The sequence below is a fragment of the Cryomorpha ignava genome (assembly GCF_010686655.1).
Lineage (GTDB): Bacteria > Bacteroidota > Bacteroidia > Flavobacteriales_D > Cryomorphaceae > Cryomorpha > Cryomorpha ignava.
The window spans coordinates 165775-185858 of the sequence record NZ_JAAGVY010000001.1 but is presented as its reverse complement, the minus strand read 5'-3'; the positions used below and the strand labels follow the sequence as shown (position 1 = coordinate 185858).

17 protein-coding genes and 1 tRNA gene are annotated in these 20084 nt (G+C 40.1%); 9 read left to right on the top strand and 9 right to left on the bottom strand.

The features are described 5' to 3' along the window. Positions 1–3: 3 nt before the first annotated feature. Together cysD and cysC are read right to left on the bottom strand one after the other, a co-directional pair. A complete protein-coding gene (gene cysD / locus G3O08_RS00765) occupies positions 4–909 on the bottom strand; it encodes a sulfate adenylyltransferase subunit CysD (protein ID WP_163282751.1) in 906 nt (301 codons plus the stop codon). After that, complete coding sequence (gene cysC, locus G3O08_RS00760) at positions 909–1517, bottom strand: adenylyl-sulfate kinase (protein ID WP_163282750.1); 609 nt, start codon at positions 1515–1517, stop codon at positions 909–911. Before cysC ends, cysD begins: the two co-directional genes overlap by 1 nt. 77 nt (positions 1518–1594) lie before the next feature. On the opposite strand from cysC, the gene cysQ reads away from it, so the two are divergent. Next, on the top strand, positions 1595–2407 hold the full coding sequence (gene cysQ, locus G3O08_RS00755; protein ID WP_163282749.1) for a 3'(2'),5'-bisphosphate nucleotidase CysQ: 813 nt from the start codon (positions 1595–1597) through the stop codon (positions 2405–2407). Here cysQ and G3O08_RS00750 read toward each other — a convergent pair whose 3' ends face one another. Both G3O08_RS00750 and G3O08_RS00745 read right to left on the bottom strand, forming a co-directional pair. Next, a complete protein-coding gene (locus G3O08_RS00750) occupies positions 2408–4033 on the bottom strand; it encodes a S41 family peptidase (RefSeq protein WP_163282748.1) in 1626 nt (541 codons plus the stop codon). It lies immediately after the preceding gene. After that, the gene (locus G3O08_RS00745; RefSeq protein WP_239540801.1) at positions 4033–4488 is read right to left on the bottom strand and encodes a deoxycytidylate deaminase; all 456 of its coding nucleotides are present in this window, start codon (positions 4486–4488) and stop codon (positions 4033–4035) included. Before G3O08_RS00745 ends, G3O08_RS00750 begins: the two co-directional genes overlap by 1 nt. A 286-nt stretch (positions 4489–4774) precedes the next feature. On the opposite strand from G3O08_RS00745, the gene G3O08_RS00740 reads away from it, so the two are divergent. From G3O08_RS00740 to G3O08_RS00720, 5 genes are all read left to right on the top strand, one after another. After that, positions 4775–4856 (top strand) — tRNA-Leu (locus G3O08_RS00740). 207 nt (positions 4857–5063) lie between these two features. Further along, complete coding sequence (locus G3O08_RS00735; RefSeq protein WP_163282747.1) at positions 5064–5999, top strand: ribose-phosphate pyrophosphokinase; 936 nt, start codon at positions 5064–5066, stop codon at positions 5997–5999. Between the two features lie 16 nt (positions 6000–6015). Continuing rightward, complete coding sequence (locus G3O08_RS00730; RefSeq protein ID WP_163282746.1) at positions 6016–6663, top strand: 50S ribosomal protein L25/general stress protein Ctc; 648 nt, start codon at positions 6016–6018, stop codon at positions 6661–6663. A gap of 20 nt (positions 6664–6683) precedes the next feature. Further along, a complete protein-coding gene (gene pth / locus G3O08_RS00725) occupies positions 6684–7247 on the top strand; it encodes an aminoacyl-tRNA hydrolase (RefSeq protein ID WP_163282745.1) in 564 nt (187 codons plus the stop codon). 69 nt (positions 7248–7316) lie between these two features. Then, the gene (locus tag G3O08_RS00720; protein ID WP_163282744.1) at positions 7317–10661 is read left to right on the top strand and encodes a T9SS type A sorting domain-containing protein; all 3345 of its coding nucleotides are present in this window, start codon (positions 7317–7319) and stop codon (positions 10659–10661) included. An 844-nt stretch (positions 10662–11505) separates the two neighbouring features. Here G3O08_RS00720 and G3O08_RS00715 read toward each other — a convergent pair. Continuing rightward, positions 11506–12147 (bottom strand): hypothetical protein, encoded by a 642-nt coding sequence (locus G3O08_RS00715; protein WP_163282743.1) that lies wholly within the window; start codon positions 12145–12147, stop codon positions 11506–11508. Positions 12148–12221: 74 nt separating this feature from the next. Beyond that, positions 12222–12611 (bottom strand): type VI secretion system tube protein TssD, encoded by a 390-nt coding sequence (tssD, locus tag G3O08_RS00710; protein ID WP_163282742.1) that lies wholly within the window; start codon positions 12609–12611, stop codon positions 12222–12224. Between the two features lie 493 nt (positions 12612–13104). Between tssD (G3O08_RS00710) and G3O08_RS00705 the strand changes: the two genes are divergently transcribed. Then, a complete protein-coding gene (locus G3O08_RS00705; RefSeq protein ID WP_163282741.1) occupies positions 13105–13806 on the top strand; it encodes a hypothetical protein in 702 nt (233 codons plus the stop codon). A gap of 53 nt (positions 13807–13859) precedes the next feature. Here G3O08_RS00705 and G3O08_RS00700 read toward each other — a convergent pair whose 3' ends face one another. Next, the gene (locus G3O08_RS00700; RefSeq protein WP_163282740.1) at positions 13860–15005 is read right to left on the bottom strand and encodes a hypothetical protein; all 1146 of its coding nucleotides are present in this window, start codon (positions 15003–15005) and stop codon (positions 13860–13862) included. After that, complete coding sequence (locus tag G3O08_RS00695) at positions 15002–15745, bottom strand: glycosyltransferase family 2 protein (protein WP_163282739.1); 744 nt, start codon at positions 15743–15745, stop codon at positions 15002–15004. Before G3O08_RS00695 ends, G3O08_RS00700 begins: the two co-directional genes overlap by 4 nt. Positions 15746–15966: 221 nt before the next feature. Here G3O08_RS00695 and G3O08_RS00690 point away from each other — a divergent pair, with 221 nt between their 5' ends. Then, positions 15967–17484, top strand: coding sequence for a hypothetical protein (locus G3O08_RS00690; protein ID WP_163282738.1), 1518 nt, complete (start codon positions 15967–15969; stop codon positions 17482–17484). Between the two features lie 230 nt (positions 17485–17714). After that, positions 17715–19070 carry an NAD-dependent succinate-semialdehyde dehydrogenase gene (locus tag G3O08_RS00685; protein ID WP_163282737.1) on the top strand — a complete coding sequence of 452 codons (1356 nt, stop codon included), beginning with the start codon at positions 17715–17717 and terminating at the stop codon, positions 19068–19070. Between the two features lie 53 nt (positions 19071–19123). Here the strand turns inward: G3O08_RS00685 and tssD (G3O08_RS00680) are convergent, their stop codons facing one another. Beyond that, entirely contained in the window at positions 19124–19513 is a 390-nt protein-coding gene (gene tssD / locus G3O08_RS00680) for a type VI secretion system tube protein TssD (RefSeq protein ID WP_163282736.1), read from the bottom strand. Positions 19514–20084 lie beyond the last annotated feature (571 nt).

Here is a 20084-nt window from a genome sequence, read left to right as displayed (position 1 = left end):
TCTTTAAAAGTATCCTTGTTTTTTTCTGTCCTCCATTGCTGCTTCGCTGCGTTTATCATCGCTTCTTCCACCTCTCTCGGTAACGCGCGTTGCGGAGACTTCTTCAATTATTTTTGCAATTGTATCTGCTTCAGACTCCACGGCACCCGTACAAGTCATATCGCCGATGGTTCTAAAACGTACTGTACGCGTTTCACTTTTCTCTCCGGGCTTTTTTTCTATTACACCGGTATCAGCCAGTAGTGATCCATCGCGCTCTAAAACAGGTCTTTGATGAGACAAGTAGAGTGATGGAATTTCAATATTTTCTTGAAGGATGTACTGCCAAACGTCCATTTCTGTCCAGTTGGAAATTGGGAATACCCTAAAATGTTCTCCAAAGTTTTTTAGACCATTAAACAGATTCCAAAGCTCGGGGCGCTGATTTTTCGGATCCCATTGCCCAAACTCATCTCTATGGCTAAAAAAGCGTTCTTTCGCTCTGGCTTTCTCCTCATCTCGGCGCCCACCACCCATTGCTGCGTCAAATTTGCCCTGCTCAATAGCCTCAAGAAGTGTCGCGGTTTGCAATGAATTTCTGCTCGCATTTACTCCTTTTTCTTCGGTTACCTTGCCTTCATCAATCGATGTTTGCACAGAACCAACAAGCAAGTTGGCACCTGTTTTCTCAACAAGTTCATCGCGAAAGGCAATGGTTTCCGGAAAATTATGACCGGTATCGATGTGCAATAAGGGAAAAGGAACTTTAGCAGGCCAAAAGGCCTTACGAGCGAGGTGAAACATAACGATAGAATCTTTTCCCCCGGAAAAAAGCATCACAGGATTATCAAATTGTGATGCCACCTCGCGCAAAACGTAAATAGATTCAGATTCGAGCTCGCGCAAATGTGTTAAGCTATATGATTGCATTAGCCTTTAGAAATTTTAGGTTTTATAAATTCCAGAAGTTCTTTTGCAGATTCTTCCGGTGAAATGTTTAATGTATTGAGCACCAAATTGGCATTAACGGGAATATCAAAAGGGGCGCTAATTCCGGTAAAATTAGGAATTTTTCCGGCGCGAGCCTTGGCGTAAAGTCCTTTTACATCTCGCTTTTCGCATTCTTCCAGCGGCGTATCGATAAAAACTTCAAGGAATGATTTCTCTCCAACAATAGATTTGGCCATTTCGCGCAAGTCGTTTGTTGGACTCACGAAGCAATTAATCGTAACTACTCCGCAGTCGTTAAAGAGTTTGTTTACCTCCGCTATTCTGCGAATGTTTTCTCTTCTTCCACTTTCGGTAAAATCGAGGTTGTTGTTCAAACCGTCGCGTACATTGTCTCCATCAAGCAGCATGGTAGTAAATCCCATTTCATGAAGTTCCAGCTCCAGAATCTGGGCAATAGTCGTCTTGCCCGATCCTGATAAACCGGTAAGCCAAATTGTGTACGCATTTTGGTTTAAAAGGTCTTCTTTTTCCACCCGCTGTATCACTTTATCGTGAAATGTAAATATGTTTCCTTTCTTTTCTTTCATGAAGTGCCCACAAATTTAATAATTGTGCGACTTTTACCACCTTTTAATTCAACATAGTTCAAAATTACTTGACCAAAATGAGAATTCAACCGGAAATATGCATCAATGAAGTAATGGAAACAGCCATTGCAACAGCTTATAGAGCGGGGCTTGAAATCCTAAAAGTTTACGATACCCCCTTTGATGTAGAGCAAAAAGAAGATACTAGTCCGCTTACGCTGGCTGATCGGAATGCACACGAGGAAATTGCAGCCGGCTTAAGCCAAACCCAAATCCCCATTTTGAGTGAAGAGGGAAGAAAAATTCCTTTTGCTGAAAGAAAGGAATGGACACGTTTTTGGATGGTCGATCCGCTTGACGGAACAAAAGAATTTGTGAAGAGAAATGGGGAGTTTACGGTAAATATTGCACTGATTGAGAACGGGATTTCGGTGGCCGGTGTTATTTATGTGCCTGTAACCGGTGTTATGTATTTCGGTATTCCCGAAAAGGGAGCTTTTAAAATTTCCAAATTTAATAATCAGGGCGCAGGACTTGAAAAATGGATTGCTTCCGCAAAAAAACTGCCTAGTTCAAATCAGAGTCGTGTCTATACGGTTGTTGGCAGCCGATCTCATAAATCTTTAGAAACTGCCGACTTTATGGACGAGCTGAGCGCAGAACATGGCGAAATAAATATCGTGAGTATGGGTAGCTCGCTAAAGATTTGCCTCGTAGCCGAAGGAGTGGCCGATATCTACCCACGGTTTGCACCAACAATGGAGTGGGACACTGCCGCCGGTCACGCTATTGCGAAAGGCGCAGGAAAAGAAATATACGACCATTCAACAGGAAAACCGATGGTTTACAACAAGGAGAATTTGCTGAACAACTGGTTTATAGTTAAATAATTATAGACTCGCGGTAGAAGAGAGAGCAATTTGTGCTTCTTTGAGCACATTGTCATCCTGATTCATGATGGCATAATATCCATCATTGCCCCAAATATTTCGTGCGATATACGCCTTAATCCGAATCTTTAAAACCTCTTTTGAAGCCTTAATTCCTTTATCATCTGCTTCTATTCCTTTCTCGGAAGAGTAGCTCACAAAATCTTTCAGCAAGTCATCGGTTATTTCAAACCTCTGCTTGAAATCCTTGTAGGATGTATAGTTTTTTAAATCAATTCTGTGGCCATCGGCATAATCGAAACCAAATTGATTTAGCAAACCTTGGTAGCTCACGATGCTGAGGTATTGGGAAGCGCCAACGGTATCTACTCCTACAAAAATATCGGGCATAATTCCGCCACCACCATACACTGTTCGCCCGCCGGGAGTAGTGTATTTCAGCGAATCTGGAAATACAATACTGTCCTGATACATCATTTCACCATGCTCAAATCTTATTTCATAGTCGTCTTCGTAATGCACTCCTTTCCCGTAAGGTTTTTGAATACTGCGACCCGTTGGGGTGTAATAGCGAGCTACAGTGAGCCTCAACGCCGATTGATCGGGAAGGCTTAGATGCTCCTGCACCAATCCTTTTCCAAAAGAACGGCGTCCAATAATCAAACCCCGGTCGTTATCCTGAATGGCTCCTGCAAGAATTTCAGATGCAGATGCTGAACCCTGATTAATTAAAACCGCCAGAGGCATTTCGCTGTATTCCCCAATTTTACTCGCATAATACGAGCGCTTGGGGCTCGCTTTACCCTCTGTATAAACTACGAGTTGACCTTTTTGGAGAAATTCTTCAGAAATTTGAACTGCAGCATTGAGGTATCCGCCTCCATTACCGCGAAGATCCAAAATAATGTCTTCCATTCCTTCGGCTCTTAACCGACCCATGTGAGACATAAATTCGTCGTAAGTCGTACGTGCAAAACGGCTTATTTTGATGTATCCTGTGGTCTTGTCAAGAAGTTGAGAGGTTACAACGCTATTTATTGGAATGGTACCACGCGTAATATTGAAGGGTATTACTTTATTGCTACGCAGAATATCCACATTTACTTTGGTTCCTCTCGGACCCTTAAGATGTTTTATTACGTCTTCGTTATTAATCTCCACCCCGGCTATATTCTCGCCATCTACCGCAATAATTTTATCGCCGGCCATAATTCCCAACTCTTCACTTGGCCCTCCTTCTATAGCAGAAACAACTCTAACAGTATCTGCCTGAATCAAAAACTCAACACCAATTCCGTCGAAATTTCCTTCTAATGGTTCGGTGTATGAAGCCAACTCTTCGGCTGATATATAGTAAGAGTGGGGATCAAGATCTTCCAAAATGGCCCCTATCGCCTTGTTTATCAAGTTATTTTTGGCAATGGTATCCACGTATTCCTTATCGATAAAATTGATAATTTGCCCAATTTTATCTGCGCTGTTTACACTTTTCTTTGGAAAAAATGAAGTCGTTTCTATCGTTCCCGATGAAAAATAAGACCCGAGATAGATACCCAGCACAAGCATTCCTGCCAGCAGCAATGGATAGTATATAAGGAGTTTATTACTATTTTGATTTTGATTCATTATTCTGGTACGGGTATATACTCTACTTCTATGTGGGCAGATTTCAAGAGTTCCAAGCCTAAATTATCTCTGTATTGTGTACTGTAAACTACACGTTTTATGCCAACTTGCAGTATCATTTTGCAACAGTCCTTGCAGGGCGACATGGTAAGATAAAGTGTAGAGTCTTGCGCGTTATTGGTTGATCGTGCAACTTTTGAAATGGCATTTGCTTCTGCATGAAGCACAAACCAATGCGTTTTGCCATCATCATCTTCGCAACAGTTGTCAAATCCTGCCGGGGCACCGTTGTAGCCATCCGAAATGATCATGCCATTCTTAACGATAATCGAACCAACTTGTTTGCGTTTACAATGAGAAAGTTTGCTCCATTCGTGCGCCATACGCAGGTAAGCCAAGTCGTAGCGAAGTTGTTTTTCCTTATCAGTGTATGTCAATATACCTTCTGCAATCATAGAGCAAAGGTAAAACGTATTCTTTTACTAAAGTTGCCGGGTGGCTTGTTAATTAAAGTGAAGGAGAGGTTTTGGGGATGTTTCAAAAGAATTAAACTGAAGGATTATATGAGTTTTTGGTGGAGTCAGAATGTTTATAGCAGCAAATTGGTATGTATTTTACATTCGTTTTTCTTTTTGCTTGTTCAAATCAGTAGAAACACTATTTTTGCAGTCCAATTAATGCCCGGGTGGTCCCGCTAATGAGCGGGATAAACTCCACCACCGGGTATTTAGTAAGAATAATGCCCGGGTGGCGGAACTGGTAGACGCGCTGGATTCAAAATCCAGTATTTTCGGATGTGCGGGTTCGATTCCCGCCCCGGGTACAAAAGAAAGCGAATGAGAAGGTGAGAGCTGGATGATTCGCTTTTTGGTTATGGTAGTCAACCCGATGGGTGAATGTGATTGAAAATAGAATCTTAACATAATTGTATTATTTTTCGACCAATTTCAATTATAGAATCATCCTTGCTTATTTCCTTGTTTTAACCCAACCATTTCCATACATTTGCACCCCTTTTTAAACGGCCACAATGAGTAGCTCAGTAAAAATTTTCGCAGGTAGCGTAACCGATGATCTCGGAAGCAGAATAGCACGCGCCTACGGGCAAGAGCTTGGCAATGTGAAGCACTCCAAGTTTAGCGACGGCGAGTTCCAGGTTTCATACGAAGAAAGTATCCGCGGAAACGATGTGTTTATCATCCAGTCAACGATGCCCCCAGCAGACAATCTTATGGAGCTTCTCTTGATGATTGATGCTGCTAAAAGAGCCTCTGCCAGAAAAATTATTGCCGTAATTCCTTATTTTGGTTTTGCCCGTCAAGACAGAAAAGACAAGCCACGCGTAGCTATTGGCGCTAAGCTGGTGGCAAATTTGCTTACAGCAGCTGGTGTAGACCGCGTAATGACCATGGATTTGCACGCTGATCAAATACAGGGATTTTTTGAAGTGCCTGTAGATCACCTTTTTGCATCGTCTATCTTTTTGCCTTATATCGAAACACTCGATGTGAGAAATGTAATTATGGCCGCTCCGGATACCGGTGGAACCAAAAGAGCAAATGCCTATGCAAAATACTTAAATGTTGACCTGGCCATTTGCTACAAACAACGGAAAGTGGCTAATGAAATAGAAAACATGACCGTAATTGGTGATGTGGAAGGGCGTGACGTCATTTTGGTAGATGATATTATTGACACTGCGGGCACGCTTACTACAGCATCTGATATGATGATGGATAAAGGCGCTAAAAGTGTACGTGCAATATGCACCCACGCTGTACTTTCGGGACCGGCATATGACCGTCTTGAAAAATCTGCCATCAAAGAATTAATTGTTACAGATACTATTCCTATTCAAAGGGAAAGTTCAAAAATAAAGGTATTAACAGTGGCTGATCTCTTTGCAGATGTTATACACAGCGCTATTAATTACCAGTCAATCAGTAAATATTTTATCGTTTCATAAATTAATAACTAAGTAAATGAAAACAGTATCGTTGAGCGGTTCTCTAAGAGAGAACGTAGGGAAAAAAGATGCTAAGGCAGTGCGTGCCCAAGGCCTTGTACCATGTGTGGTATATGGTGGCGAAGATCAAACGCACTTTTCTGTAGAGCTTATGGCTTTCTCTAAATTTGTTTATACCCCCGATGTATTTAAATTTGAATTAGACATGGGTGGTAAAAAAGTGGAAGCAATCTTGAAAGATCTTCAATTTGATCCGGTATCAGATCGTATTATCCACGCCGACTTCCTTCAAATTATTGATGGTAAGCCGGTTAAAATGGAACTTCCGGTTCACATTTCAGGTAACGCTATCGGGGTAAAGAATGGTGGTCGTTTGGCTACAAACTTCCGTAGAATTGCTGTACAGGGATTGCCAAAAGATTTTCCGGAAGCCATAGAAATGGATATTACAAAACTTCGTATTGGTCAGTCGCTTCGTATTAAAGACATCAACTTGCCGGATGTTACACTTCTTCACAACCCAGAATCGGTTGTAGTAGGTGTAAGAACTGCACGTGGAGCAATGGAAGATGAAGAAACTGAAGAAGGTGAAGAAGGCGAAGAAGGTGAAGAAGGAGCAGCCGAAGGTGAAGATGCACCGACAGCCGAAGAAGGAAAGGAATAAATAAATCTGTACACAGGTACATGAAATATTTGATAGCCGGTTTGGGAAATGTAGGCAGCGAGTATGCTGAAACAAGACACAATATCGGGTTTAAAGTAATGGACGCCCTTTCGAGGGCGTCCGACATTTTGCCCAAAACCGAGAGGTATGGAGATGTGGCGCATATAAAAGTACGCGGCAGAACCCTGGTACTTCTCAAGCCCTCTACATATATGAATTTGAGCGGCAAGGCAGTTAACTATTGGCTACAGCAAGAGAAAATTCCGATGGAAAGATTGCTGGTAGTAACAGATGATTTGGCTCTGCCTTTCGGCAAACAGCGCTTGCGAATGAAAGGAAGCGATGGGGGGCACAACGGCCTGAAAAGCATTACCCATATTTTAGGGCGTACTGACTATGCGCGTCTTCGAATTGGTGTGGGAGCCGATTTTGAAAAAGGCAGACAGGTAGATTACGTGCTTGGCGAATGGAATAATGAAGAGTTACTCTCTCTAAATGAGCGTATAACGATTGCTGCCGATACTGTTAAATCATTCGCCTCCATTGGCGGAAGCCAAACAATGACACAGTTTAATAACAAATAGTTAAAGTAAATGCGTACTTTACACGCTTAATTATGCCTATTTTTGGGCCAAATAAAAACCAAAATTAATATGATGAAAAAATTCTACTCAAGGTTACTCATAGTGGCTTTAACATTATGTACATCAGTCGGTTTTGCACAAAGCGACTTGATTCTTACCGGAGTGCTTGATGGAACGCTTCCTGGCGGAACTCCCAAGGCTCTTGAAATTTATGTCATAAATGACATTGCTGATTTAAGTATTTACGGCCTTGCTAACGCAAACAATGGTGACTCTTTGCCAGACACTGGTCAAAATTTCACTTTCCCTGCAAATTCAGCAACTGCCGGAGACTACATTTACTTAACTGCTAATGCTGGTGACGAGTTTTTAACTTTTTTCGAATTCGAACCTGATACTATAAATGTTGCCGCATTATCAGTAAATGGTGACGACGTTATTGCACTTTATCAAAATAACGAAGTTGTTGATTATATCGGCGTGCTTCAGGTAGATGGTACTGATGAACCTTGGGAATATAAAGATGGCTGGGCATACCGCAATAGTGGTTCTGTCGCTTCTACTACTTTTATGGTTACTGACTGGACTTACTCAGGAGTTGGTGCGCTTAATGGGGCGGCAACAAACGCAACAGCCTCTACTCCATGGCCTTTGGGAACCTATTCTGTTGATCTTCCACCTCCCGTAGATGCAACTGTTGCAGAAATTCAGGAAACTACAGATGAAGACGGAAACTCACCATTGGTTAATCAAATGGTTATTACTTCTGGTATCGTTACTGGTTTCTACAACAGCGGTTTCTGGATTCAGGATGGTTCTGGAGCATGGACTGGTATTTTTGTAAGAACAGATGGTGCTCCTACAGTTGCTATCGGAGATGATGTAACAGTAACTGCTACTGTTCAAGAAAGCAATGGCCTTACAAGGCTTAATAGTGTTACTGATATCACTGAAAATTCTGTTGGTAATGCACTTCCGGCTCCCGTGGCTCTTACCACCGGTACTGCGGGCGTAGAAGATTACGAATCGGTTTTAATCAGTATCGCAGACGCTACGTGTCTTAATGATGATCTTGGTTTTGGCGAATGGCTAATTAACGATGGTTCTGGAGATTACAGAGTAGATGACGTAATGTATGATGCAGCGCCGCAAAACTTTGTTAACTATTCTGTAACGGGTATTGCCACATATAGTTTTGGTAATTATAAATTGCTTCCGCGAGATGCAGATGACGTAACTGTTGGTGATGCAGAAATAGGAGTTTCTCTTGCAACTGCAGATTTAATGGTTTCTGAAACGGATGGAACTGTAACAGTAAATGTAACGATCACTAACCCTACAGACGTTGCCACTACGGTAGATGTTGTTGTAACAGGTGGAACTGCGGTAAACGGTACACATTACACTTTTACTGATCCAACTACAATTACTTTCCCGGCAAGTTCTTCAGAATCTCAGTCTTTTGCATTTGATGTAATTGATGATGCTGATGCCAATGAAGACCGCACAATTATGTTTGCATTGCAAAATGCGAATAACGGGGCACTGCTAGGAACAAGCGAACTTGAAGTTACCATTGATGATGACGATACGCAAGTTGTAATTACAGATATTGCTATTGTAGCAGCTGTTGATGTTGATGGTGTAGCTGTTAATAATGGCGCAGATTTTACCATAGCGGGAATTGTACACGGCGTAAATATGAATGCCGCAGGTCTTTCCTTTACAATTATCGATCAAACGGGAGGAATAGGCTTGTATTCAGGTACTCCATTAAGTGATTATACAGTTACTGAAGGCGACAGCGTTGTAGTTGAAGGCTCGGTTAACCAATTTAATGGTCTTACACAGATTTCGCCAACTTCTATTGTTTTGGTTTCACAAGGCAATAATACCATGACTCCTATTGTCGTTACAGCTCTAGATGAAAATATTGAATCTAATGTGGTTAAATTGGAATGTGTTTTTATACCAGACCCAAGCCAGTGGACGGGTAATGGATCTGGTTTTAACGTAACTGTTGAAAATGCCGATGGGATTCAATTTGCCTTGCGAATAGATAATGATGTTGATCTTTACTCCGCACCGGTTCCTACAGGAGGATTTAATGTGACAGGTATTGTTGGTCAGTTTGACAATAGCTCACCTTTCTTGAGTGGCTATCAGATTTTTCCACGATATGCTGCCGATATAGTATCTGCAGATTGTGGATTTACTTTACCACCGGTTAATGATGATTGTGGAGCCAGCTTAGAGGTTGATGCTTTATTGGGTGGTCCCGTTGGAGAGCCTCAGGTTTCTACTATTTTTACAAATGTAGATGCTGGTACTTCTGGCGATCCTGCTAATGGTTATGCATGTTTTGGCGAATCTGAGGCAAGTCTTGAAAGCACTGTATGGTTTACCTTTACAGGCGATGGAGCAGCTTATACCATAGAAACGAACGATTGTAATGGTACGGCTACAAACTATATTCCTGAAGGCGACACTCAAATGGCGATCTATTCAGGACTTTGTGCTTTTGCCACTCCGCAAGCTTGTAACGAGGATAGCGAAAACTCAACTGTTGGAAACTATTTTGCAGGTCTCGATTTTCAAACCGTAATGGGTGAGACTTACTTTATCATGATAGATGGTTATGTTGGGGCTCAAGGCGAATTTTGTCTTTCGTTTACACGCATGCCACTTGCCAATGATGAGTGTGAAGGCGCTGAAAACCTAAATGCTATTCTTGGCGGTGCAATTAATACACCGGTTACATCTGGAGTTTACTCAAATGCTGGAGCTACAGTTTCTGATACTGATCTGGATCCAAACGATGTTACGGCAAACTGCTGGTTTGGAACTCCTACTTTGTCTCATACAGTGTGGTTTACCTTTACAGGTGATGGCGGAACATATTTGCTTGAAACTACGAATTGTGATGGTGCTACAGATTACATCACAGATGGTGATACTCAAATGGCAATATTTACAGGAGCTTGTGGCGATTACACTCAGATTGAATGTAATGAAGATGGTCCAAGTTCAACAGGTACTGAGTACCCTGCAGGTATTCAATTTACCACAGAAATGGATGTTGAGTATTTAGTAATGATAGATGGTTACGAAGGTGCCGAAGGTGAATTCTGTATGCAGGCAACTGCTGTTGATCCTGATGGATTGAGTGATATCAATACATTCAAATTTGACGTGTTCCCAAATCCGGCTCACGATAGATTTGTAGTTGATGCACCAAAAACAATAGTTGCTGCAACTCTGACCAATGTGATCGGTCAGGAAGTTAAAGCTTTCGAATTTGCAGCTTCACAAAGAGTTGAATTGAATGTAAACGGTCTTGATGCCGGAATTTATATTCTTCAATTAAGAACTGCCGAAAATGAAATCTCTACTGCTAAAGTTGTTGTTGAGTAATTCATTTTTAAGTTAAAATTTAAATACCCGTCAAGCGAAAGTTTGACGGGTATTTTATTTTGGGAAATCTGGATTGCGGTCGTTTGTAGGCTACGAACCCACGAATGATTTTTGATCTAAATCCTTTGCACCGCTCTACGGAGTATCGACCCCGAGGGAATTTGGTTTGTTCAATTTCAATTGCCGAAAAGTTTCAATTGAAATTCAAAATGACTCCTCACATCTACATCATTTGCCATAAGCGCTCGGAATCGTTGCAATAAAGCGAAGAGGTTCCAAAATATTATTTGCTTGGTGCCTTGTACGACCGCTTACAGGGTCGAAAGGACTTTCGGTATCATAATTTACTACAAACGTGCGACACCGTACCGGGTCGGAGTATGAGATTAGCACCTCTCAAGCGAGCTCTACGGAGTATCGACCCCGAGGGAATTTGGTTTGTTCAATTTCAATTACCGAAAAGTTTCAATTGAAATTCAAAATGACTCCTCACATCTACATCATTTGCCATAAGCGCTCGGAATCGTTGCAATAAAGCGAAGTGGTCCCAAAATATTATTTGCTTGGTGCCTTGTACGACCGCTTACAGGGTCGAAAGGACTTTCGGTATCATAATTTACTACAAACATGCGACACCGTACCGGGTCGGAGTATGAGATTAGCACCTCTCAAGCGAGGTCTACGGAGTATCGACCCCGAGGGAATTTGGTTTGTTCAATTTCAATTACCGAAAAGTTTCAATTGAAATTCAAAATGACTCCTCACATCTACATCATTTGCCATAAGCGCTCGGAATCGTTGCAATAAAGCGAAGTGGTCCCAAAACATTATTGATTTGATGACTTTAGCTCACAATTCTGTTCTTTTTCAACATAATTGCTAATGTCATACTGAGGTGAAATGCAATTATTACACAGAGAGGATCTATCATGGTGTCTTTTGGTATGGTTTCACCCAGAGATGGTGAACCATCCTGTAAAGTGATTTTCTTGTAATCTTTTATTTTTTTACCAACTTCTTGGTAGGCATCTAGCAATTCCGCTAAGGCCTCAACGGTTTTGTCGCCCTCAGTGTGTCCTAGCGTAAGGTTGCTTGCTTCTAAGCTTCCAATTAAACTATCTATTTGACCTTGTAGTTTAGCGCATTGACCTGAAATATTTCCATACCAACCTTGCAAACTTGTCCGCACTTGTGTGTTCCCTTTTCTGGGTGATTTTTGAAGAACAGAATGACTTTGATTATGTAAGGAGTCCAAAGAAGTTTTGATGCCTTTTAAATCATAGATTGTTTTGTTTCTCAATTGCATTATCTGCTCCTTTGCATCCTTACTATTTGTGGATGACTTCGCCTGCTTTTCAAGCTCTTTCGTTTTTGACCTTAATTGGGAAAATGACATCTGTAGCTTCGACAGCTGATCATTAAAGGAATTAAATGAGCGAAAGAGTAGATGGTAATTATTTTGATTAGAATACGATAGGTTATTCATGATTTAGGGAGAATTTGGTTAGAATAATGAAGGCCGCGCACTTTCGTACGCGACCTTTAAATTTAAATGGTTGTTTATACGGGCCACTCATTTTCATGAGTTTCAGCACCCAGTTGTATTTCTTTTGCCGAAAGGGTAAAGCGCATTGTCATTGGGTTGCCACCTACTGAGTCAAAGCTCTCAGCATAGTCAATAACGTACGCTGTTTTGAAAGTCATTTCTTTCATTTTGGCGTCTTCGTCGCGCTTCTTAAAAATGATGTTTCCATCTACGTTTTTAAATTGGGCGATCATTAAATCCCACAAAGAAGTGTCTTCAGTAGATTCAATTTCAAAATTAATTGTTCCACCTTTCACTTCTGATGAAGGACGGCCGGTAGGATCTACATCTCTGTGCAGAGAATAACTGCAATGTAAAAGTCTGTGTGTTTTTCCGTCAATGGTAAGGTCAGCTCTAAATGCCATAATTGTTTGTTTTTAGTTAGTGATTTATTTGTTTTGATTATTTGATGAAACAAATGTATGGCAAGTCAATGCCTTAAATGGTGTCCGATTCACGAGTCTGTCTTTTTAATCGATTAACGACCGTTATGAACTCATTAACTGCAATGTGCTCTTTCTGCAAAAGATTCTCTACATTTATAAGACAATAAGTTAAGCCCACAGGGTGGAGTGATATTGAATTTCAAAACTCATAATGTATTGAGAATCAAAGTAAACCACCTTATTGAATTCTTGCCCGTATTCTCGGGGCAATCTCACGAATGGAAGGAGTATAACTGTAGCACTTCCGGGAATAAACAATCACAAATTTGAACTGTTTTTAATTCAAGCAGCATTCGCTTTAAGCGAAATTAAGAATCATGCAATTTTCTCAATTCGGAGTGATAGATTTTATAGTGACCGGCTATCTGTTTAAATTCACGTAGAATTACGTACCAAAAAATAGAATAAGATTATGTCAAAATGGAAATATAAAGTACAAGTTTTGGAGTTGGAAGAGATCCACGAAATGCCCAATGGCTGGACGAACGAGAAGTATTTGGAATTATTAAAATTTTTGGAGGCCGATAACCCGGAAGAGATTCCCAAAGATGAGATCAGAGATATGGCTGCTATGTCATTGATAGATTTTGAACCGGAAGAAGCGGCAGAAAAGGTATTGGAATTTCGCTTCGGCGATGCATTTAATGCCGGTCAGCGTGAAAATATTGCTGTGGACGCGCGGCGCCTGGCACTTTGGGAGCGGTATCCGGATGTGAAGTTTCATCAAGAAATGTTTAATGTAGGCTACATGCTCCATCTGGCTTTTCCAATGAAGTTTCGTCAGCCAGGTGTAGCGCGTATTAAGCTTGAAGTTAAAGCTTTGAACCACGATTCTGCCGAGGCATTAAAAAACCCGGATAGTGGATTTATAGCGCGTATGCTGGCCAAAGGGATGGATGAACACAACACTATTTATCGACTCTATCAGGATAGTGTGGAAGGAGAGCAATTTGTAGATGCTGAAGATATTATTTGGCGATTTGATTCGACAAATTATGACGATAAAGAACAGACAAATACGCTTGTTGTTTATACCTCATGGAATTGGGTCGATGAACTAAAGGGCGTAGAAGAATTTGAATCTGCAGCTTATAATGATGAAGAACCGGAGTAATATTAATTTGTAATGGGATGAAATAAAAATGAGATTGAGAATGGAATGGAAAATCAGGTTTTTAGCAATTCTATTTTAGGCGTATTTAGGGTTTCCTCATTCAATAAATACATGATTAAAAACGGCATGCAAAATATAAAATATGATATGTCTACATTGCTGTTCATGTAAGATTTCTCGTATCCGAAATTGACTATATGATAAACGGAATAAATAAAAATGGCAATAAACAGACTTAAACCACTGTAGAATAATTTGTCAATCTTGTTTTTAACGAAAAACGCCAGAACGATTGATATCAACATAAAAATCGCTGTATAAAATGTGGGAACTAAAAATGACGATTGAATGATAAATGGATTCATCATTGCGAATTCGTCTTTGAAGAAAATAATAAATGGAAGAAAGGAAGCACCAAACGCCAAAACAGCGATGGAAAGAAAAAGAAATAAACGCTTAAATGTAATTTCCCGGTTGGTAAGGCTTGAGATAAAAAATATAAAATAGGCCAAAATATATACACTTCTTGTTGATAGCAAAATCCCCGTTAATATTGCCAGAATATAAAAGCGGGTTGTCTGCGAACGCTCAAGGTTTAAAAAAGCCATAAGCACAAATAACAAAAGGGTGGTGAAGGAGAACACATTGCTTCTCGTCGCGATTTCCCAAATTAAGTACGCCGAAGTAAGAAAGTAGAAAAAAATGAAATTCAGATTTTGGGCAGAATTGATTTTTTTCCGGATTAAAAGTACAAAAACCAAGTAGCCCAGTGCACTTAAAATGCTCAATTCGCCAAGAAGGTAAAATGGTGCTGCAATTAAAAAATATACCGGCATTGGCCCGGGAAAATTACCCATATGCGACCTGGCAAAATAGGGATAATCACCCTGGAATAATTCGGTTAAAAAGGATGAAATAACCGTTGCCCGATCAACATTTAATGACTCTACAGGAATAGCGAAATGGCTAATTAATACCAGTGAAATGATTCCGATCAAAACTGCAAAGCAGATAATCTGTTTTGATTTAATCGATATAGTTATGCTATTTCGGAATCGATATACTCCCACTTGAGCGACCAGAATTAGTAGCGAAATGTATATGCCGAATTCAGTATAACGCGATACGTACTTGTATAAAAATATAAAATTGATGAAAACTAAAATTGAGACCGCAATATTCCCTTTTAGACTTTTCACTTACCAAATATTTTAAAAGTGCTATTAAAGTTCTTCGCAAGAAAATATTGAATCGAAGTTTTTAGTACGCCAAGGCCATAAATGGAACTGCGTTTAAAATTTATGGAAGAAGCTTCTTCAAAGTACTTTGTAGGACACGTGATTTCTGCAATTTCATAATCTTGAAAACATATCTGAGCCAGCATTTGATTGTCAAAAACGAAATCATCTGAATTTGAATTGTACTTAATGTCTCTCAATACCTGAGCAGAAAAAGCCCGGAATCCGGTATGATATTCCGAGAGTTTTTGACCCATTAAAATATTTTGAAATAAGGTGAGCATGCGATTGGCAATGTATTTATAAACCGGCATTCCGCCTTTTATTGCACCTCTTCCCAAAATGCGTGATCCTAAAACAACGGGATAAACGTCGTTTGCAATTAAATAACACATGGAGTGAATAAGCTTGGGAGTGTATTGATAATCAGGGTGTAGCATTACCACGATATCGGCGTTTAGTTGGAGCGCTTTATTGTAACAGGTTTTTTGGTTGCCGCCATAGCCCTTATTCTGCTCATGCCGTATCACATATTTTATTCCTAATTCTTGTGATTTCTCGAAAGTTTTATCGAGGCTTGAATCATCAACCAATATTATCTCATCTACAATGTCAAAAGGTATTTCCTCAAAGGTTTTTTGAAGTGTTTTTTCGGCGTTGTAAGCGGGAAGTACAACAACAATTTTTTTATCGTAAATCATTCAGATATCTTTCAATTACTAACGCCTGTGCAATCTGTATTTTCCGGTGTAAATTTCTTGTTTTGGAGCATTTTGAACTGGGTTCAAATCCAAAATTCTCAAAGATAAGTGAATCGTTCAGACTATCCAACGCAGTTTTGACTGGAAACAAATTGCGATAGTCTTATATTTATCGCTCTATTTATATTGAATTTCGCAATGCGTCTTATACTTAATCTAATTTGAAGGCATTCTTCACACAGCGTAATAACTTTGGGCACCTGCTGTTTTGGATTCTGCTTGCAGTCAATATCTATCCCATCTTTTCAGTGGCGTACTTTTATACCGGCGATGGGCCGGCGCATCTTTACAACGCTACGCTTTTAAATGATCTACTTTTTTCAGAAAACCCTTTTAGCAATCATTTTTTTGAGATTAGAAGTCTTTTTATTCCTAATATGGGCGGGCACGCCTTGCTGTGTTTTTTTCTTCAATTTCTTGATCCGGCTATAGCCGAAAAAATGGTCTATGCGCTTGAGATTTTGCTTTTAGCAGTAGGCTTTAAATCGGTGCTGGGTTTGAGAGAAGACGGCAATGTATGGCCCTTATTTCTAATTCTACCTTTGCTTAATAATTTCTGCTTTTACATTGGTTTTCAGAGTTTTTGCCTCGCTTTGGGTTTGGCTTTGTTTGTTTGTCGGCTTTTGTTTGATACCCGTTTTGGCAAGTCAAACAGAATTACTCTTGCGTTCTCACTCCTTTTGTTATTTACGGCATGGTGTCATATCGTTCCGGCCATTTTTGTGCTTATCGCATGGTTTTCATTTCAACTAGATTCTCTTCTGAAAAAGAAATATGTCTTCCGGGTTAAGAGTCTTATTTCAATATTTCCAGCCATAATCTTTTCTGGAACTTTTATCCTTCAAAATTCGGGTCAAAATTCTTTTGAGACTCTCGATTTCTTGGAACCTTGGAAGCTACTTCTGTCTTTTCAGGCGCTTATTCCATATAATCTTATAGATCAGCGATTGGCCGTTTTATTTTATACAGCTCTAATCCTGATTGGACTGATATTCGTTTTTATTTACACCAATGAATATCAAAATCGAGCTACTCTTTTAACGGCTCTATTTCTTCTAGCTCTTTATTTTATCCTGCCAAATAATTTTTCGCAGGGCGGCTATCTGTCTATTCGTCTGTTGCTGGGGGTCTTCGTATTTCTCGCTGTTTTTATAGCCTTCAATCTTAGCCTTAAATTTACTTTGGTATTAGCCCCTTTGCTAATCGCCATCAACATTGCGCAGATTTATCAAAATAAAGAAGAGATAAATTACCTTTCAGCTTATGCCGAAAAAGTATTGGATAGCACGCAACATATCCCACCGAATATGACAATGGTGCCGCTTGTATATTCTTCGCATTGGATACATTATAATTTGGGATTGTATCCCTCCGCTTTTGTTTCAGGTGCTAATATGGATAATTATGAAGCCTCTGAAACCGAATTTCCGGTGCGCTGGAAAGTAAATTTGGCTCCGGATCATAGGCTCGGATTGTTTGGCTCATCTCGCCGGCCTCCATTCGCGCTCGAGCCCTATGAGAGCGAAACCGGTGAACGAATTGACATTGTATTGCGCATTGGATACGAAGAAAGTATGACTTCAGATAGCACTACAGTAAAAACCAACGAATTGCTAAACAGTCGATTTGTAAAAACCGCCCAAGGCGAAAAGTATCAAGTTTGGGAAAGGAAAGAATAGGAAATTCCTTTCAAAAAGGTATTTGGTCAAACCTAAGGGTCGGAAGCCATAGCCTGTTTCTGATTTCACATTCGCGGAAGCGGAAAACACGCACATAAAGATTGGAGTGAATAGGCAGACAAACAAGACGCAATTTATCTTGTTGTATATTCATACCGCGAAAAACACGAATTGTGAGTAGTAAAAGAATCTCAAATCGGCCGCTTACGCGAATCAAGTAAAACATTATTATGAAATTTGACAGCATAAATCCATACAATGGCGAAGTGGTTGGAAGCCATAAAGAAACTACCAAAGTAGAACTGACCAAAATTTTAGACACTGCCGAAAAAACATTTGAAGAATGGCGCAAAGTACCGCTTGGCGAGCGAACAAGGCTTATCGCAAAGGCGGGTCAGGTGCTACGTGACAACGTAGAGCGCTATGCCAAAGTTATGGCCCTCGAAATGGGAAAACCCATTGTAGAAGCCCGGGCAGAAGTGAAAAAATGCGCCTTGGTGTGTGATTATTATGCAGAGAATGCTGCTGATTTTCTAGCCGATGAGATTATTAAAACTGATGCCAGCCAAAGTTTTGTACGCCACAACCCAATAGGCTGCGTATTTGCAGTAATGCCCTGGAATTATCCGTTTTGGCAAGTTTTTAGATTTGCTGCACCCACGCTCACAGCCGGAAATACCGGAATTTTAAAACACGCACAAAACGTATTTGGCTGCGCAGCTATGATTGAGGAAGTTTTTGATAAGGCCGGTTACCCCAAAGGTGTTTTCCAAAATGCATTTGTTGGCCATGACAAAACAGAGATGATTATTTCTCATAATGCAGTTAAGGCCATAACACTCACAGGTAGCGAGCGCGCCGGATCTGCAGTAGCACAACTTGCCGGAAAGTACCTTAAAAAATCACTTTTGGAACTCGGCGGAAGCAATGCCTTTCTAGTTTTGGCAGACGCCGATATGGACAAAACGGTGGCAACCGCCGTAAATGCCCGAATGATGAACGCAGGACAGAGTTGTATTGCAGCAAAACGCTTTATAATTGAGGAGAAAGTGTATGATGAATTCGTAGATAAATTTGTAAAGGCGGTAATTGAATTAAAATCGGGCGACCCGATGGAAGAAAATACCCAGATAGGCACGCTTGCGCGAATAGATCTGGCCGAAGGAGTGCAAAAGCAAGTGAAAGAATCAGTTAAAAAGGGTGCGAAATTGCTTCTTGGGGGCAAACAAAAAGACGCTTACCACGAACCAACTGTTTTAGGAAATGTGAAACCGGGAATGCCAGCCTTTGACGAAGAAACTTTTGGGCCGGTAGCTGCAATGATTAAAGCTAAAAATATAGATGAAGCTTTTGAGCTTTCGCAGATGTCTAATTATGCACTGGGTATTTCTGTTTGCACTAAAAACGTCAAAAAAGCTTTGGAATATGTTGATAGAGTGGACGATGGCGCATACTTTGTAAACGAGCTTGTAAAATCAGATCCCCGTTTGCCTTTTGGCGGTCAGAAAAATTCTGGATTTGGACGCGAACTTTCCCGAGATGGGATGATGGAATTTATCAATCGAAAAACGGTTTATGTGAAATAAAAAAAGACTCCGCAATTTCTTGCGCAGCCTTTTCTAATGTTTATTCAGTTGTTTTATACGGGCCATTCATTTTCATGAACTTCAGCACCCAGTTGTATTTCTTTTGCCGAAAGGGTAAAACGCAATGTCATTGGGTTTCCGCCTACTGAGTCAAAGCTCTCGGCATAGTCAATTACATACGCTGTTTTGAAAGTCATTTCTTTCATTTTAGCGTCTTCATCGCGTTTCTTAAAGATGATGTTTCCGTCTACATTTTTAAATTGTGCGATCATCAAGTCCCACAGCGTGGTATCTTCTGTAGATTCAAGTTCAAAATTAATCGTTCCACCTTTTACTTCTGATGAAGGACGGCCGGTAGGATCTACATCTCTGTGCAGAGAATAACTGCAATGTAAAAGTCTGTAAGTTTTTCCGTCAAGGGTAAGGTCAGCTCTGAATGCCATAATGATTTGTTTTTAGTTAGTTATTAATTGTTTTAATTATTTGATGAAGCAAATCTATGTCAATCAAATGCCTTAAAAGTGGATCAATTCATCAGTTAGGTATTTCAAGGGATTAACGACCGTTTTGAAGTCATTAAGTGCATTTTCCATCTAAAAGGCTTGATAAATCTGAAGTTTTGCTGTCTGTAGCCTTTTATTCCGGAGGAATAATTCACCATTATAATGGATATTTCGCCAATATTTTGGATAAAAGGGATTTGGAATACAAGGCGCTTTTTCAAAGCGTAGAATACAATTTATGGTTTCTCAAATGCGTGAATTCGCAAATATTTGTGAAGCCTAAGTATTCATTCTTAAAAGAAAGAATAGCTCGTGCTTTTAGTGAGAATTTTATTCATAAAAATCACTTTAAAAAATAGGTCAGGATACAGAGATTAAAAACATCCTTGTTGCCTTTTATAAAATGGATGAAGGAGAACTTACAATGACTCATCATACCGTTCATCTAAGCGTTAAACCCATTTCATTTGAATTATAACGGCTATTATAATAAGGTATGAAGGCAGTTATT